This window comes from Enterobacter sp. AG326 (assembly GCF_004362415.1).
Classification (GTDB): Bacteria; Pseudomonadota; Gammaproteobacteria; order Enterobacterales; family Enterobacteriaceae; genus Enterobacter; species Enterobacter asburiae.
The window spans coordinates 236,519-252,165 of the sequence record NZ_SNXG01000002.1 but is presented as its reverse complement, the minus strand read 5'-3'; the positions used below and the strand labels follow the sequence as shown (position 1 = coordinate 252,165).

The following is a 15,647-nucleotide window of genomic DNA, read 5'->3' as shown; positions in this document are numbered from 1 at the left end:
GTCTTAGGTTGTATAGACATTTATTTGCATCCACCGTCTACTGTCAACCGCCTTGACTGAAAATGTTATTTATTTGTGATCACTTACCTGCCGCTCCGGGACTAAAAATGCAACTTTTACCCTTTTTATCTTCCCGTTTCGCTCAACTTAGTATAAAAAAGCAGGCTATTTCGTCTATCCCGTTTAAGACTTGCATACCCAGGAGCTCTACCTTGAACATTTCCAGGATTTCCCGTCTGGCGTTAGCACTCGCCTTTGGCGTGACCTTATCCGCATGCAGTTCAACACCACCGGATCAGCGTCCTTCTGAGCAGGTTGCGCCCGGTACCGCCTCCCGCCCGATTTTGTCCGCTGATGAAGCGAAGAACTTCGATCGTGCGCACTACTTCTCGGCGATGGATCCTAACGCTGCGCCGTGGACACCGTCTTCTATTAACCTGCCTAAACAGCCTGACTTCGTGGTTGGCCCGGCGGGTGCGCAGGGCGTAACGCATACCTCTATTCAGGCTGCGGTTGATGCGGCCATCACTAAACACAGCGCGTCTCGCCAGTACATCGCGATCCTGCCGGGTGAATATGAAGGCACCGTGTACGTTCCGGCGGCCCCTGGCAGCATTACGCTTTACGGTCTGGGCGAAAAAGCGATCGACGTAAAAATTGGCCTGGCGATTGATTCCGAAATCGACAGCAACACCTGGCGTCACCTGGTGAACCCGGCCGGTAAATATATGCCGGGTAAACCGGCGTGGTACATGTTCGATAACTGCCAGAGCAAGCGTTCGGCCACCATTGGCGTGATGTGCTCGGCGGTGTTCTGGTCTCAGAATAACGGTCTGCAGCTGCAGAACCTGACCATTCAGAATACCCTGGGCGACAGCGTTGATGCAGGTAACCACCAGGCCGTTGCGCTGCGTAGCGATGGCGATCAGGTGCAGATTAACAACGTCAACATTCTGGGTCGTCAGAACACCTTCTTCGTGACCAACAGCGGCGTGCAGAATACCCTGCAGAATAACCGCCTGACCCGTACCCTGGTGACCAACAGCTACGTTGAAGGTGACGTGGATCTGGTGTCCGGTCGCGGCGCGGTGGTGTTTGATAATACCGATTTCCGCGTGGTGAACTCACGCACTCAGCAGGAAGGTTACGTGTTTGCTCCGGCAACCCAGTCTAACCTCTTCTACGGCTTCCTCGCCGTGAACAGCCGCTTTAATGCTGCCGGTGACGGCGTAGCGCAGCTGGGACGCTCCCTGGACGTGGACTCTGCCACTAACGGCCAGGTCGTGATCCGCGACAGCGTGATCAACGAAGGCTTCAACATGGCGAAGCCGTGGGCTGATGCCGCGATCTCCAAACGTCCATTCTCCGGCAATACCGGTGCGGTGGATGATAAAGGGAACGTGCAGCGCAACCTGAACGACGCTAACTTCAACCGCATGTGGGAATACAACAACCGCGGTCTGGGTAGCAAAGTGGTTGCTGAGCCGAAGCAGTAAGCTGTTTTGCCCGGTGGCGCTGCGTTTACCGGGCATAAAAAAACCTCGCATTCGCGAGGTTTTTTGTTTTTAGCCGCTTAGTGAGCGTTTACCACGACCCACATTGGCCCCTGACCTACGGCGTAACGCCCTTTCTCTTCCAGCAGCCCCTGCTCGCCTTTAATTTCATACAGCGCGATGTGGTGGGATTTCTGCCCCGCCGCAATCAGGTATTTACCGCTGTGATCGATATTAAAGCCGCGCGGCTGGGTTTCCGTTGGCTGGAACCCTTCAATCGCCAGTACGCTGCCGTCTTCAGAGACGCTAAAGACGGTAATCAGGCTGGAGGTACGGTCACAGGCGTACAGATGGCGGCCATTTGGCGTTATGTGGATATCCGCCGCCCAGCGGGTATCGGAGAAATCAGACGGCATCATGTCCAGCGTCTGCACGCACTCAATATGACCGTTTGGATCTTTCAGCTCCCATACGTCCACAGAGCTGTTCAGCTCATTGACCACGTAGGCGTACTGCTGGTTCGGATGGAAGACCATATGGCGCGGGCCCGCGCCTTCAACGGTAGTCACTTCGGCAGGATTCTGCGCCACCAGGTGACCATCGTCGCTCAGGGTGAACAGGCAGATACGATCCTGCTTCAGCGCAGGCACCCACAGCGTGCGGTTATCCGGCGTGATATTCGCCGAGTGGCAGCCTTCAAGCCCTTCCACCACATCCACGGTTTCAACCGGAATGCCATCTTCCAGACGCGTTACGCTGACGCAGCCCGCGTTATAAGAGCCGCTGAAGACAAAGTTGCCTTTACGATCGGTCGAGATATGGGTTGGGCTGCCCGGCAGTGGTGCTTCGGCAGTGTACGTCAGCGCGCCATCGTCCGGAGAAATGCGATAGGCCAGCACGCGGAACTCCGGGCGCACACCCACGTACAAGAAACGTTTATCCGGGCTGATGACCATCGGTTGCACCTGGCCTGGCACGTCAACAACCTGTACCAGCGTGAGTGTCCCTTCGGTATTTAAACGCCAGACGTGGATCTGCTGGCTTTCAGGACTGGCGGTATAAACGGTTTGTTTCATGAATATTCACTCCTCACTGCGCATGAAAGTAGTTAACTTTTGACGGTGAATGCTGAATTGTCGACAGGAGTTTTGAAGCGTTCGCCTCTCGGTGTACCATCCCATCAAAACGTAAATTCAATATTAACCCTGGAAAACAAATGACCTCGCGTGTGATTGCTCTGGATTTAGACGGTACCTTACTGACGCCGCAAAAAACCCTTCTCCCCTCCTCCCTTGAGGCGCTTAAACGCGCGCAGGAAGTGGGATATCAACTCCTTATCGTAACGGGTCGACATCACGTTGCCATTCACCCTTTTTATCAGGCACTGGCGTTAGATACACCTGCAATTTGTTGTAATTGCACTTATTTGAAATAGTCACACCATTTACTAAAAAAGCAAAATTCACAGCTATTTCATTAACCTATATGTCTTAACGACTTCTCCAACATCTCCATGTTACTAATTTTGAGGTACACAGCAAACGTAGTACCATCGGTATAACTCCTAACTTAAACACAGCGAAGCATGGCATGAACTATCAGGTAATCGCCCTTGATCTGGACGGCACTTTATTGACGCCAGAAAAAACTATTTTACCAGCCTCACTATCTGCCCTACAGAATGCCCGTAAATCAGGGGCAAAGGTTGTCATAGTTACCGGACGGCACTTTGTAGCCATCCATCCTTTTTATCAGGCATTAGAACTTAATACACCAGCTATATGCTGTAATGGTGCTTTATTGTACGATCACATAGAAAAAAGAGTTATTGCCTCAGACCCATTACGACCAGAACAAGCTACACAATTAGTAAACTTACTTGATAGTTACAATGTTCATAGCCTGATGTATGCCGATAATGCCATGTTCTACCAAGAACCAACGGGGCATATTATCCGTACAGAAAATTGGGCTAAATCTCTTCCAGAGTCACAACGTCCAATCTTCAAACAAGTACCCTCTCTTAGTGAAGCATCGCAAAATGTTGATGCTATCTGGAAATTCGCCCTTACTGATTCTGATACTGAAAAACTACATAGCTTTGGTCAAATCGTAGAGCGTGAGCTTGGCCTTGCCTGTGAATGGTCTTGGCACGATCAAGTAGACATAGCACAAGCCGGAAACAGTAAGGGTAAACGCCTGGCACAATGGGTAGAATCACAAGGTTTATCTATGAGCCAGGTAATAGCTTTTGGAGATAATTTCAACGATCTAAGTATGTTGAAAAATGCTGGCTTGGGTGTTGCTATGGGTAACGCCGTCGCCGAGGTTAAAGAATGTGCCGATTTAGTAATAGGTAATAATACAGAATCAGGGATTGCCAAGATAGTTAACACATATTTCTAAGATACATGGCGGCATACGATCAAATGTTCGTGCCGTCATAATCCTTTACGGTATCCCCCGATTTAGCGTTATATGTAGTACCAGCCATTACAATACTTTTATCTTGTTTGATAGGACCTGGAAAACCACCTTAATCTTGAGCCGTGATAATACTAATAAGTGAATGTGCTTACGTTCACTATGATATCGAAGTGGGTTCTTAACTTCCTTACCACTTAGGACAATTCGACCTGATACGGGATAATACTGAATATACGTACATTATGAATACCATCGGGAAATGTAATTTCGACATTGATTAGTTCGTCTAGTCTATCGCTATCATATCCGTGAGTACTCTCCATCTTCTTCAATAATTGTTGTTCCCTGGGAGTAATCTAGATAGGTAATCATTTGGCTTCCTCGCATGAAATAGTTTATGTGCGGCATAGATGACATGAACAATATGTTTATAGATTAATGACTATTGAAAGTATGCGGCTTTATCCATATCAATGAATGTATCAATATTCAATTCGGTACTGAATTCGTCATAGGAATTGATCCAGAATTCAAATGATGTTGGATTGGTATACTTCACGCCATATATCTTAATGCCTTAAGGTTCATACCAGTATTCAATGCAATTGTTTGGATAATAAAATCGTTCGTTTTCCATATGTTTAGCCTCCCCTATAGGTGTATTTAGGGGTAAGCAATAGGGTTGTGTAGGTAGAAGGGAGATAACGCCGTACAGAGCGAAACAGAGCGTTTTAGATGGAAATGGGTAGGGGTATGGACGGACGATAAAAAGCCCCGACTAGCAGGGCAATATGGTTATATTTCTTCCATGCAGGAAGACAGCTATTGGAGAACTTCCTTACACCAGCCGTACTGATCATTGGATTCATACGCCCCTTTCGCGTCGGGCCAGTGCTTATACAGTACAGTCGTATCTGAGAATATTAAACTTACTAGCTCCTTACCATTTATAAAGTAAGCGTAGCTTTCATCCCTATCTTTCAGGTCTGAGTTGCGGTACTTGTAGGGCTTCCCGTTCCATGTGAGATAGTCGAGGTTCTTTTTACCGAACGAGGCATGGTTAACCTCCCCCTTTGTACTCGTGCATTCCATCTTAACCAGCTTGACACTTTTCCCGTTCTGGCAACCAGTAAGAGCCAATGCTAACGCTACTAACACATACTTCATTTTATAACCTCCATGATTTGTTTTTCTTCAAGTGATTTCCTACCAGCACTATAAAAATTTATAACATAACTTCCATCGAAATACCCCATGTTCATACCAATCATCATAGTCCCATAGAAATTTACTTTTACTCTCTTACCCACGTTGTATTTCATGCACTTTCCCTACAAGCAAACACACCATGAGATTTACCTTTTGAATTCAACTTAACAATCCTCAATGTTTCATTGATCCATTTCAGAGTGATTGAATCATTCTGGAAATTTGCCCTGACGGATGAAGACACCGCCAAACTGAATACCTTCGCAAAACACGTGGAACAAACGTTGGGTCTGGAGTGCGAATGGTCCTGGCATGACCAGGTGGACATTGCCCGCAAAGGCAACAGCAAAGGCAAGCGCCTGACGCAGTATGTGGAATCACAGGGCGGGTCGATGCGTGACGTGATCGCCTTCGGCGACAACTACAACGACATCAGCATGCTGGAAGCCGCCGGTACCGGCGTGGCGATGGGCAATGCAGACGACGCGGTAAAAGCCCGCGCCAACGTGGTGATTGGTGACAACACCACCGACAGCATCGCGCAGTACATTTATACCCGCCTGCTGTAATCAGGCGGTGATCGAGACGCTCTTAATTTGCGCGTAAAGCCACAGGCCGGGTTTGATCCCTAACTCATCCCTTGCCCACGGGCTGATGCGCGCCCAGAGCGTCCTGCTGCCGACTTCAAGCTTCACTTCCACCTGGCCGTTATCATCAAAACACTCCGCGACTTTGGCGCGCAGAATATTTCGAATACTGGTTTGCAGCGGCGGCTGCAGCACCAGCGAGACGTCCGACGCCTGGATGCGAATACGCAGCGCGGACTGTAGCGGTTTGTCGATCTTATTGACCCACAGATGCTGGTCGCCCAGCGCCAGGGCGGTCATTGCGTAGTGTGGATGGTGTTCCAGAACGCTCACTTTCAGGATGCTGCTCTGCTGTTCCCGGGGTAACCACGGGTGCATTACGCTGCTGCCCCACACCTCTTCCAGGTTGCCGAAGGCCTTCACGCTGCCCTCTTCCAGCACCAGCACCTTGTCGGCCAGATGGAGGATCTCATCCAGCGAATGGCTGACGTAGAGCATCGGAATATTAATTTCGCGCGTCAGGCGCTGTAGATAAGGCAGAAGTTCGCGTTTACGCGGAATATCGAGCGAGGCCAGCGGTTCGTCGAGCAGCAGCAGCTCGGGGGCGGTGAGCAACGCACGGCCAATGGCCACACGCTGTTTTTCTCCGCCGGAGAGCGACGATGGCAGCCTGTCGAGCAGAGGCTCAATGCCTAACAGCGTCACCAGCTTGTCAAACTGCCCGGCCATGCTTTTCGCCATGCCGTAACGCAGGTTGCCGCGCACGCTGTAGTGCGGGAACAGGCGCGCGTCCTGGAAAACATAGCCGATGCGACGCTTATCCGGCGAGAGGTAAATTTTGTTCTCCACGTCATTCAGGACGCGGTCATTCAGGACAATACGGCCAGACTGCGGGCGGGTCAGGCCGCTGATGGCATTAATCAGCGACGTTTTTCCCGCCCCCGACACGCCAAAGATGGCGGTGATACCGCTTGCCGGCAGCGTCTCGTTAAGCGTCAGGGTATGGTTTCCCAGCGTCTGGGTGAAATGGAGTTCCAGCATGCTTATTTCCCCATCCGCTCGCGGCTGAGCCGCGCCAGCCATTCAGACACCATCAGCGATGCCAGCGCCAGCACAATTGAAATAATACACAGCCGCGCCGCCGCACCTTCACCGCCCGGCGTTTGAATCAGGGTATACATTGCCGACGGGATGGTTCGCGTCTCGCCGGGGATGTTCGACACAAACGTGATCGTCGCGCCAAACTCGCCCAGCGAGCGGGCGAAGGCCAGCACCGTCCCGACAATAATGCCCGGTAGCGTAAGCGGGAGCGTGATGGTGAAAAAGACACGCCAGCGCCCTGCGCCAAGCGTACGGGCCGCCTGTTCGAGCTTCATGTCCACGCCTTCCAGCGCGAGGCGTATCGCCCTCACCATCAGCGGGAATGACATCACCGCCGCCGCCAGTACCGCACCGCGCCAGCTAAAAGCAAACGTCAGCCCAAACCAGTCGTAGAGCTTCTCGCCGATAAAACCGCGTCGCCCCATCGAAATCAGCAGCAGGTAACCGACCACCACGGGCGGCAAAACGAGCGGAAGATGCAGCACGCTGTCGAGCAGCGTTTTGCCGGGAAACTGACAGCGAACCAGTAGCCAGGCAAAAAAGATCCCAAAGGGCAAACTCAGCGCAACCGCCAGGGAAGAGACTTTTAGGCTCAGCAGAACAGCCTGCCATTCAGGATCGGTCAATATCATCAGTGAGTCATAAATCCATAACGTTTAAAGATTGCGGACGCCTCCGGCCCTTTCAGGTAATCGCGGAAGGCCGTCACGGCCGCATTTTTATGTCCATCAACAATCGCAACAGGATATTCCACTTTCTTGTGGGAGTCTTCCGGGAACGTTGCGACCACTTTTACACCTTTACTGGCAACGGCATCAGAGCCATACACAATGCCCAGCGGGGCTTCGTTGCGCTCAACCAGCGCCAGCGCGCCGCGCACGTCTTCCGCCGGGGCCAGCTTCGGTGACAATGTCTCCCATGCACCCAGCTTTTGCAGCGCTTCTTTGGCATAAATCCCGGCCGGAACGTGCTCCGGGTCGCCCACCGCCAGACGGCCACCGTTCAGCAGGCTCGTCCAGTGGGTCTGTTTGTTGATGGTGATCTCCGCCTGCGCGCTGGCTTTTGGCGCCACGACAACCAGGCTATTCCCAAGCAGCGTTTCGCGGGTTGTGGCATCAATCGATTTCTTCTCCGCCGCGTAATCCATCCACTTCTGGTCAGCCGAGATGAACAGATCCGCCGGTGCGCCCGCTTCTATCTGGCGCGCCAGCGTAGAGGAAGAGGCAAAAGAGGAGACCACCTCGACGTTTTTCTCTTTTTTATACGCCGCCGCGATGTCCTGCAGCGCGTTGGTCAGCGACGCCGCGGCGAAGACCGTGATTTTACCTTCGTCCGCCAGCGCGTGTCCGGTAAGTGAAAGCGTCAGCGTTGCCCCTGCGAAAAGGCGTACCCATGAACGTGCCATCTGTAACTCCTGTGAGTAGCGTTATATACATATTAATATAACGGTAACGTCAGGGAGATCCCAGCGTTTAATCGTACCGCTCAAGGGGTAAACCGGCGTGATGCGTTAAATAATATCGGCGTAAACGGGAAAATCTTGAGAGCAAAACGCCCGGACTCGCCGGGCGTTTTGTGGGGAATCAATGCTGCTTTTTAGCCTGGTCTTTGTGACCAATGTTCGAAAAGACGTTGAACACTTCACCCAGGCCGTAGATGGCACCGAGGATGATGGCCATCACTACTGGTACCATGATCACGGCGAATACCAGACTTTTCAACAACTCTAACATGGTTTTCTCCAGATATTGTGAATGGCTCATTCTACCTTTTCAAGTGAGAAAAGCATCCCCTTTTGTGCGGTACCCTTTGCGCCCTGCAACATTTGGGTCACAATACTCTTTTTGCCAGGACACTGTTATGCAGGCCGAAATTCTCCTCACTCTACGACTTCAGCAGAAGCTTTTCGCCGATCCGCGACGTATCGCCCTGCTTAAACAAATAGAACAAACGGGCTCGATTAGCCAGGGGGCGAAAAACGCGGGCATCAGCTACAAAAGTGCCTGGGACGCCATCAACGAAATGAACACCCTGAGCGAACAACCGTTGGTGGACAGAGCCACAGGCGGCAAAGGCGGCGGCGGTGCGATCGTGACGCGCTATGGCCAGCGCCTTATTCAGCTTTACGATCTGCTGGCCCAGATCCAGCAAAAGGCGTTTGACGCGTTGAGCGACGACGATAACGTTCCGCTGGACAGCTTGCTGGCCGCCATTTCCCGCTTCTCGTTACAAACCAGCGCCCGCAACCAGTGGTTTGGTACGGTGACGGCGCGCGACAATCTCCAGGTACAGCAGCATATTGAGATCCTGCTTGCCGATGGCACCACCCGTCTGAAAGCCGCAATAACGGCGCAGAGCGCAGAGCGCCTTGAGCTCGATGAAGGTAAAGAGGTGCTGGTGCTGCTGAAAGCGCCGTGGGTCAATATCACGCGCGATCCCGACGCCGCAAAGGCGGCCGATAACCAGCTCCAGGGCGCAATTAGCCATATCGAACGCGGCCAGGCGCAGTGCGAAGTGCTGATGACCCTGGCTGACGGGCAACAGCTTTGCGCGACGATACCGCTTAGCGAAGCGGAAGGTTTAGAAGAAGGTTCTGTCGTTACCGCCTGGTTCAACGCAGACCGGGTGATTATCGCGACATTGTGCTGAGCGCATTGACAATCGCGCCGACAGTGCGTATCCCTGATATCTATTGCTGCAAAAACAGGGATAAATCATGTCATCATTGCATATTTCGCAAGGCACGTTTCGTCTTAGCGATACCCGAACGCTGACGATTGCTGATTTGACGATACGCGCGGGTGAAAGCTGGGCGTTTGTCGGCACTAACGGCAGCGGTAAATCCGCGCTGGCCCGCGCGCTGGCCGGCGAGCTCCCCCTCCTCAAGGGCGAATACCAGAGCGACTTTACGCGCCTGACGCGCCTGTCATTTGAACAACTGCAAAAGCTGGTAAGCGACGAGTGGCAGCGCAACAACACCGATTTACTCAGCCCTGGCGAAGAAGATACCGGCCGTACGACGGCGGAAATTATTCAGGATGAGGTGAAAGATCCCGCCCGCTGTCAGCGCCTGGCAGAACGGTTCGGCATCACCGCCCTGCTGAACCGGCGCTTTAAATACCTTTCTACCGGCGAGACGCGAAAAACGCTGCTTTGTCAGGCGCTGATGAGCGAGCCCGAGCTGCTTATCCTCGACGAACCGTTTGACGGCCTTGACGTGCAGTCCCGTGCGCAGCTGGCGGCCCTGCTGGAGTCGCTTAATCAGCAGGGATATACCCTGGTTTTGGTGCTTAACCGCTTCGATGAAATTCCGGACTTTATTCAGCACGCAGGCGTACTGGCTGACTGTAACCTGACCGAGACCGGTGAAAAAACAGCGCTGCTCAAGCAGGCGCTCATTGCCCAGCTCGCGCACAGTGAACAACTCGACGGTATAACCCTACCGGAACCTGACGCCCCTTCGGCCCGCCACGCGCTCGATCCCCACCAGCCGCGCATCGTGCTGCGGGATGGGATTGTCTCTTATGACGATCGCCCGATCCTCAACCGTCTTAGCTGGACGGTCAATCCCGGCGAACACTGGCAGATTGTCGGCCCTAACGGCGCGGGAAAATCCACGCTACTGAGCCTTATCACCGGCGATCACCCGCAGGGCTATAGCAACGATCTGACGCTGTTTGGCCGACGTCGCGGCAGCGGTGAAACCATCTGGGATATAAAAAAACATATCGGCTACGTCAGCAGCAGCCTGCATCTGGATTACCGGGTCAGTACCACGGTACGCAACGTGATCCTTTCCGGGTATTTTGATTCCATCGGTATTTATCAGGCGGTGTCGGACAAACAGCACAAGCTGGCCCAGCAGTGGCTGGATATCCTGGGCATGGACAACCGGGTCGCTGACGCGCCGTTTCATAGTCTGTCGTGGGGGCAGCAGCGCCTGGCCCTGATCGTTCGCGCGCTGGTGAAACACCCTACGCTTCTGATCCTCGACGAACCGCTGCAGGGACTCGATCCGCTGAATCGACAGCTTATCCGCCGCTTTGTGGACGTGCTTATTAGCGAAGGTGAAACGCAGCTGCTGTTCGTTTCACACCATGCCGAAGATGCCCCCGCCTGCATCACGCATCGCCTGGAGTTTGTTCCCGACGGTGAGGGTTATCGCTACCTTCTCAGCAACGTCGATTAACCGTGGAGGGCTCTGCCCTCCTCTTTTTCAGATAACTTGCATCAATACATCGCTATCTCTTTGATCTAGAATGCTCGGAGTCATTGTAAAAGCGAGTGTGAAAACGAGTGTAAACGATTCCACTATTTTATCCCATGTCACACTTTTCGCGTCTCTGTTATGCTATGGTTATTACATACCATAAGCCCAATGGAGCGAAATATGCGAGTTCTGGTAACAGGTGGTAGCGGTTACATAGGTAGTCATACCTGCGTGCAACTGCTGCAAAACGGTCACGACGTCATCATCCTCGACAACCTGTGCAACAGTAAGCGCAGCGTGCTGCCGGTGATTGAACGCCTTGGCGGTAAACAACCGACTTTCGTGGAAGGCGACATCCGCAACGAAGCGCTGATGACCGAGATCCTTCACGACCACGCCATCGAAGCTGTGATCCACTTCGCGGGTCTGAAAGCGGTCGGTGAATCCGTTGCGAAGCCGCTTGAGTATTACGACAACAACGTCAATGGTACCCTGCGTCTCATCTCCGCCATGCGTGCGGCCAACGTCAAAAACTTTATCTTTAGCTCCTCCGCCACCGTCTACGGCGATCAGCCCAAAATCCCTTACGTTGAAAGCTTCCCGACCGGTACACCGCAAAGCCCGTACGGCAAAAGCAAGCTGATGGTAGAGCAGATCCTGACCGACCTGCAAAAAGCGCAGCCGGAGTGGAGCATCGCGCTGCTGCGCTACTTCAACCCGGTCGGCGCGCATCCGTCCGGCGACATGGGTGAAGATCCGCAGGGCATCCCGAACAACCTGATGCCGTATATCGCCCAGGTTGCAGTGGGTCGCCGCGACTCGCTGGCAATTTTTGGCAATGACTACCCTACCGAAGACGGCACCGGCGTGCGCGACTACATCCACGTGATGGATCTGGCCGACGGCCACGTGGCGGCCATGCAGCAGCTGGCCAACAAGCCGGGCGTGCATATTTACAACCTCGGCGCCGGGGTCGGCAGCAGCGTGCTGGACGTGGTTAACGCTTTCAGCAAAGCCTGCGGTAAGCCGGTGAACTACCACTTCGCTCCGCGTCGTGATGGCGACCTGCCTGCTTACTGGGCCGATGCCACCAAAGCCGACAAAGAGCTTAACTGGCGTGTGACGCGCACGCTTGATGAAATGGCACAGGATACCTGGCACTGGCAGTCACGCCATCCGCAGGGCTATCCGGACTAAGGATCCGTCATGACGCAATTTAATCCCGTCGATCATCCGCATCGTCGTTTTAACCCGTTAAGCGGGCAATGGATTTTGGTTTCTCCGCATCGCGCCAAGCGCCCCTGGCAGGGGGCGCAGGAGACGCCTGCAAAACAGACGCTGCCACAGCACGACCCGGACTGCTTCCTCTGTCCGGGCAACACGCGCGTCACCGGGGACAAAAACCCTGACTACAAAGGCACCTTCGTCTTCACCAACGATTTTGCCGCCCTGATGACCGACACGCCGGACGCGCCGGAAAGCCACGATCCGCTGATGCGCTGCGAAAGCGCGCGCGGAACCAGCCGCGTGATCTGCTTTTCGCCCGATCACAGCAAAACGCTGCCGGAGCTGAGCGTAGACGCGCTGAAAGAGGTGGTGAGCACCTGGCAGGCGCAAACCGCAGAGCTTGGGCAGAGCTATCCGTGGGTGCAGGTGTTCGAAAACAAAGGCGCGGCGATGGGCTGTTCAAACCCGCACCCGCACGGCCAGGTCTGGGCGAACAGCTTCCTGCCTAACGAAGCCGAGCGTGAAGACCGTCTGCAGAAAACGTATTACGCGGAAAACGGTTCGCCGATGCTGGTGGATTACACCCAGCGCGAGCTGGCCGACGGCAGCCGCACCGTGGTGGAAACCGAACACTGGCTGGCCGTCGTCCCCTACTGGGCCGCCTGGCCGTTTGAAACGCTGCTGCTGCCGAAAGCGCACGTGCAGCGCATCACCGATCTTAGCGACGCGCAGCGCGACGACCTTGCCCTGGCGCTGAAAAAGCTCACCAGCCGTTACGACAACCTGTTCCAGTGCTCCTTCCCGTACTCTATGGGCTGGCACGGCGCCCCGTTTAACGGCGAAGAGAATCAACACTGGCAGCTGCACGCCCATTTCTATCCGCCGCTGCTGCGCTCTGCGACGGTGCGTAAATTCATGGTGGGCTATGAAATGCTGGCGGAAACCCAGCGTGACCTGACGGCGGAACAGGCGGCAGAACGTCTGCGTGCCGTTAGCGACGTCCACTATCGCGAATCAGGAGTCTAAAAAAAATGAGTCTGAAAGATAAAACCCAATCCCTGTTTGCTGAGAAATTTGGCTACCCTGCCACCCACGTTATCCAGGCGCCAGGCCGCGTTAACCTGATCGGTGAACACACCGACTATAACGACGGTTTCGTGCTGCCGTGCGCCATCGATTACCAGACCGTCATCAGCTGCGCGAAGCGCGACGACCGTAAAGTACGCGTGATTGCGTCGGATTACGGTAATGAGACGGACGAGTTTTCCCTCGATGCCCCGATTGTGACACACGACAGCCAGCAGTGGTCTAACTACGTGCGCGGCGTGGTGAAACACCTTCAGAAGCGCAACAAGAACTTTGGCGGTGCGGATTTAGTTATCAGCGGCAACGTGCCGCAGGGTGCGGGCTTAAGCTCCTCTGCGTCTCTGGAAGTCGCCGTAGGTACCGTGTTCCAGCAGCTTTATCATCTGCCGCTGGACGGCGCGCAAATCGCCCTGAACGGTCAGGAAGCAGAAAACCAGTTCGTGGGCTGCAACTGCGGCATTATGGACCAGCTGATCTCCGCACTGGGCAAAAAAGAGCATGCCCTGTTAATTGACTGCCGTTCGCTGGGAACCAAAGCCGTTCCCCTGCCGAAAGGCGCGGCCGTGGTGATTATCAACAGCAACTTTAAGCGCACGCTGGTGGGCAGCGAATACAACACCCGCCGCCAGCAGTGCGAAACCGGCGCCCGCTTCTTCCAGCAGCCTGCCCTGCGCGACGTGACGCTCAATGAATTTAACAAAGTGGCGCACGAGCTGGATCCGGTTGTCGCCAAACGCGTTCGTCACGTGCTGACGGAAAATGCCCGTACCGTTGAAGCCGCGTCCGCGCTGGCGAAAGGTGACTTGAAACGCATGGGTGAGCTGATGGCGGAATCTCACGCCTCCATGCGCGATGATTTTGAAATCACCGTTCCGCAGATCGACACCCTGGTGGACATCGTTAAGGCCACCATCGGCGACAAAGGCGGCGTGCGCATGACGGGCGGCGGTTTTGGCGGCTGCATCGTTGCGCTGGTGCCAGAAGAGCTGGTCCCTGCCGTACAGGATGCCGTGGCGAAGCAGTACGAAGCAAAAACGGGTATCAAAGAAACCTTCTATGTTTGTAAAGCATCACAAGGAGCCGGACAGTGCTAAACGAAACACCTACCCTTGCACCGGATGGACTGCCGTATCGCCTGTTAACCCTGCGCAACAGCGCGGGGATGGTCGTTACGGTGATGGACTGGGGGGCAACCCTTCTTTCTGCCCGCGTACCGATGCCGGACGGCAGCGTGCGCGAGACTCTGCTCGGCTGCGCCTCGCCTGAGCAGTACATCAATCAGTCCGCCTATCTGGGCGCGTCCGTTGGTCGCTATGCTAACCGCATCGCGAAGAGCCGTTTTGAACTCGACGGCGTGCAGTACACCCTGCTTCCAAGCCAGGGTGAGAACCAGCTGCACGGCGGTCCGGACGGATTCGATAAACGCCGCTGGAAGATTGTTCGTCAAAACGATGGCGAAGTGCTGTTCTCGCTGGATTCGCCTGATGGCGATCAGGGCTTCCCGGGGAACCTTGTCGCGTCCGCGCGCTTTACGCTGACCGACGACAACCGTATCGCCATCGAATACCGTGCGACGGTCGACAAGCCGTGTCCGGTCAACCTGACCAATCACGCATATTTCAACCTGGACGGTAGCCAGTGCGACGTTCGCAACCACAAGCTGCAGATCCTGGCGGATGCGTATCTGCCGGTTGACGAGATGGGCATTCCGCATCATGGCCTCAAAGACGTGAGCGGCACCAGCTTTGACTTCCGCAGCGCGAAGACCATCGCCCAGGATTTCATGAGTGATGACGATCAGCGCAAGGTGAAAGGCTACGATCACGCTTTCCTGCTGCAGGCCAAAGGCGATGTGAAACAGCCTGCCGCGCAGGTCTGGTCTGCGGATGAGAAACTGCAGATGACGGTTTATACCACCGCCCCTGCCCTGCAGTTTTACTCAGGCAACTACCTCGGCGGCACGACGGCGCGCGAACACGATGAGTACAGCGACTGGCAAGGCCTGGCTTTGGAGAGCGAATTCCTGCCGGACAGCCCGAACAATCCAGAATGGCCACAGCCGGACTGCGTGCTGCGCCCGGGTGAAGAGTACGTGAGCGTGACGGAATATCATTTTATTCCGCATTAATATCCAGCCCTCCCTCCGGAGGGCTTTTTTCTGCGCGCCTTGCTGAAAATAGCGCCGATCGCAGACAAAATCATAACCCTGGATTCACAAGCATCTTACACTCAGAGACTATTTTCGCTATGGTTAGGGTTAAGCGTTGCTGGTGGCACGGCCACGGCAATATAATGAGAATTGTTATC

At 54.2% G+C, this 15,647-nt stretch carries 14 protein-coding genes and 2 pseudogenes; 10 read left to right on the top strand and 6 right to left on the bottom strand.

Going from position 1 to position 15,647, the window contains the following annotated elements; genetic code table 11:
• Window positions 1-212 precede the first annotated feature (212 nt).
• Entirely contained in the window at window positions 213-1,496 is a 1,284-nt protein-coding gene (locus tag DFO52_RS08190; RefSeq protein WP_029741919.1) for a putative acyl-CoA thioester hydrolase, read from the top strand.
• Window positions 1,497-1,573: 77 nt separating this feature from the next.
• On the opposite strand, the gene pgl is transcribed toward DFO52_RS08190, so the two are convergent.
• Complete coding sequence (pgl, locus tag DFO52_RS08185) at window positions 1,574-2,569, bottom strand: 6-phosphogluconolactonase (protein ID WP_133550043.1); 996 nt, start codon at window positions 2,567-2,569, stop codon at window positions 1,574-1,576.
• A gap of 140 nt (window positions 2,570-2,709) precedes the next feature.
• On the opposite strand from pgl, the pseudogene DFO52_RS08180 reads away from it, so the two are divergent.
• Window positions 2,710-2,922 (top strand): annotated as a pseudogene (locus tag DFO52_RS08180) (HAD-IIB family hydrolase); the annotation flags it as partial.
• A 161-nt stretch (window positions 2,923-3,083) separates the two neighbouring features.
• Window positions 3,084-3,899 (top strand): pyridoxal phosphatase, encoded by an 816-nt coding sequence (locus DFO52_RS08175; protein WP_047648346.1) that lies wholly within the window; start codon window positions 3,084-3,086, stop codon window positions 3,897-3,899.
• Window positions 3,900-5,083: 1,184 nt separating this feature from the next.
• Here DFO52_RS08175 and DFO52_RS23100 read toward each other — a convergent pair.
• Window positions 5,084-5,242, bottom strand: coding sequence for a hypothetical protein (locus DFO52_RS23100; protein WP_155279748.1), 159 nt, complete (start codon window positions 5,240-5,242; stop codon window positions 5,084-5,086).
• Between the two features lie 84 nt (window positions 5,243-5,326).
• Between DFO52_RS23100 and DFO52_RS08170 the strand changes: the two are divergent.
• Window positions 5,327-5,698, top strand: a pseudogene (locus DFO52_RS08170) (HAD hydrolase family protein); the annotation flags it as partial.
• On the opposite strand, the gene modC reads toward DFO52_RS08170, so the two are convergent.
• The 4 genes from modC to DFO52_RS08150 all read right to left on the bottom strand — a co-directional run bounded on the left by modC (window position 5,699) and on the right by DFO52_RS08150 (window position 8,550).
• Window positions 5,699-6,757: a molybdenum ABC transporter ATP-binding protein ModC gene (gene modC / locus DFO52_RS08165; protein WP_029742082.1), complete on the bottom strand. Its 1,059-nt coding sequence runs from the start codon at window positions 6,755-6,757 to the stop codon at window positions 5,699-5,701.
• A 2-nt stretch (window positions 6,758-6,759) separates the two neighbouring features.
• Window positions 6,760-7,449 carry a molybdate ABC transporter permease subunit gene (modB, locus tag DFO52_RS08160; RefSeq protein ID WP_032641645.1) on the bottom strand — a complete coding sequence of 230 codons (690 nt, stop codon included), beginning with the start codon at window positions 7,447-7,449 and terminating at the stop codon, window positions 6,760-6,762.
• A complete protein-coding gene (modA, locus tag DFO52_RS08155) occupies window positions 7,449-8,222 on the bottom strand; it encodes a molybdate ABC transporter substrate-binding protein (RefSeq protein ID WP_133550041.1) in 774 nt (257 codons plus the stop codon). The genes modB and modA overlap by 1 nt, the downstream gene beginning before the upstream one ends.
• A gap of 178 nt (window positions 8,223-8,400) precedes the next feature.
• The gene (locus DFO52_RS08150; RefSeq protein WP_023310811.1) at window positions 8,401-8,550 is read right to left on the bottom strand and encodes an AcrZ family multidrug efflux pump-associated protein; all 150 of its coding nucleotides are present in this window, start codon (window positions 8,548-8,550) and stop codon (window positions 8,401-8,403) included.
• A 127-nt stretch (window positions 8,551-8,677) separates the two neighbouring features.
• On the opposite strand from DFO52_RS08150, the gene modE reads away from it, so the two are divergent.
• The 6 genes from modE to galM all read left to right on the top strand — a co-directional run bounded on the left by modE (window position 8,678) and on the right by galM (window position 15,468).
• Window positions 8,678-9,466 (top strand): molybdenum-dependent transcriptional regulator, encoded by a 789-nt coding sequence (gene modE, locus DFO52_RS08145; RefSeq protein ID WP_133550039.1) that lies wholly within the window; start codon window positions 8,678-8,680, stop codon window positions 9,464-9,466.
• Between the two features lie 67 nt (window positions 9,467-9,533).
• Window positions 9,534-11,006, top strand: a complete 1,473-nt coding sequence (modF, locus tag DFO52_RS08140) for a molybdate ABC transporter ATP-binding protein ModF (protein WP_059346360.1) — start codon at window positions 9,534-9,536, stop codon at window positions 11,004-11,006.
• 201 nt (window positions 11,007-11,207) lie between these two features.
• Window positions 11,208-12,224, top strand: coding sequence for a UDP-glucose 4-epimerase GalE (gene galE / locus DFO52_RS08135; protein WP_023334950.1), 1,017 nt, complete (start codon window positions 11,208-11,210; stop codon window positions 12,222-12,224).
• Window positions 12,225-12,233: 9 nt separating this feature from the next.
• The gene (galT, locus tag DFO52_RS08130) at window positions 12,234-13,280 is read left to right on the top strand and encodes a galactose-1-phosphate uridylyltransferase (RefSeq protein ID WP_029739551.1); all 1,047 of its coding nucleotides are present in this window, start codon (window positions 12,234-12,236) and stop codon (window positions 13,278-13,280) included.
• Window positions 13,281-13,285: 5 nt separating this feature from the next.
• Window positions 13,286-14,434, top strand: coding sequence for a galactokinase (gene galK, locus DFO52_RS08125; RefSeq protein ID WP_133550037.1), 1,149 nt, complete (start codon window positions 13,286-13,288; stop codon window positions 14,432-14,434).
• On the top strand, window positions 14,428-15,468 hold the full coding sequence (galM, locus tag DFO52_RS08120) for a galactose-1-epimerase (RefSeq protein WP_133550035.1): 1,041 nt from the start codon (window positions 14,428-14,430) through the stop codon (window positions 15,466-15,468). The genes galK and galM overlap by 7 nt, the downstream gene beginning before the upstream one ends.
• Window positions 15,469-15,647 lie beyond the last annotated feature (179 nt).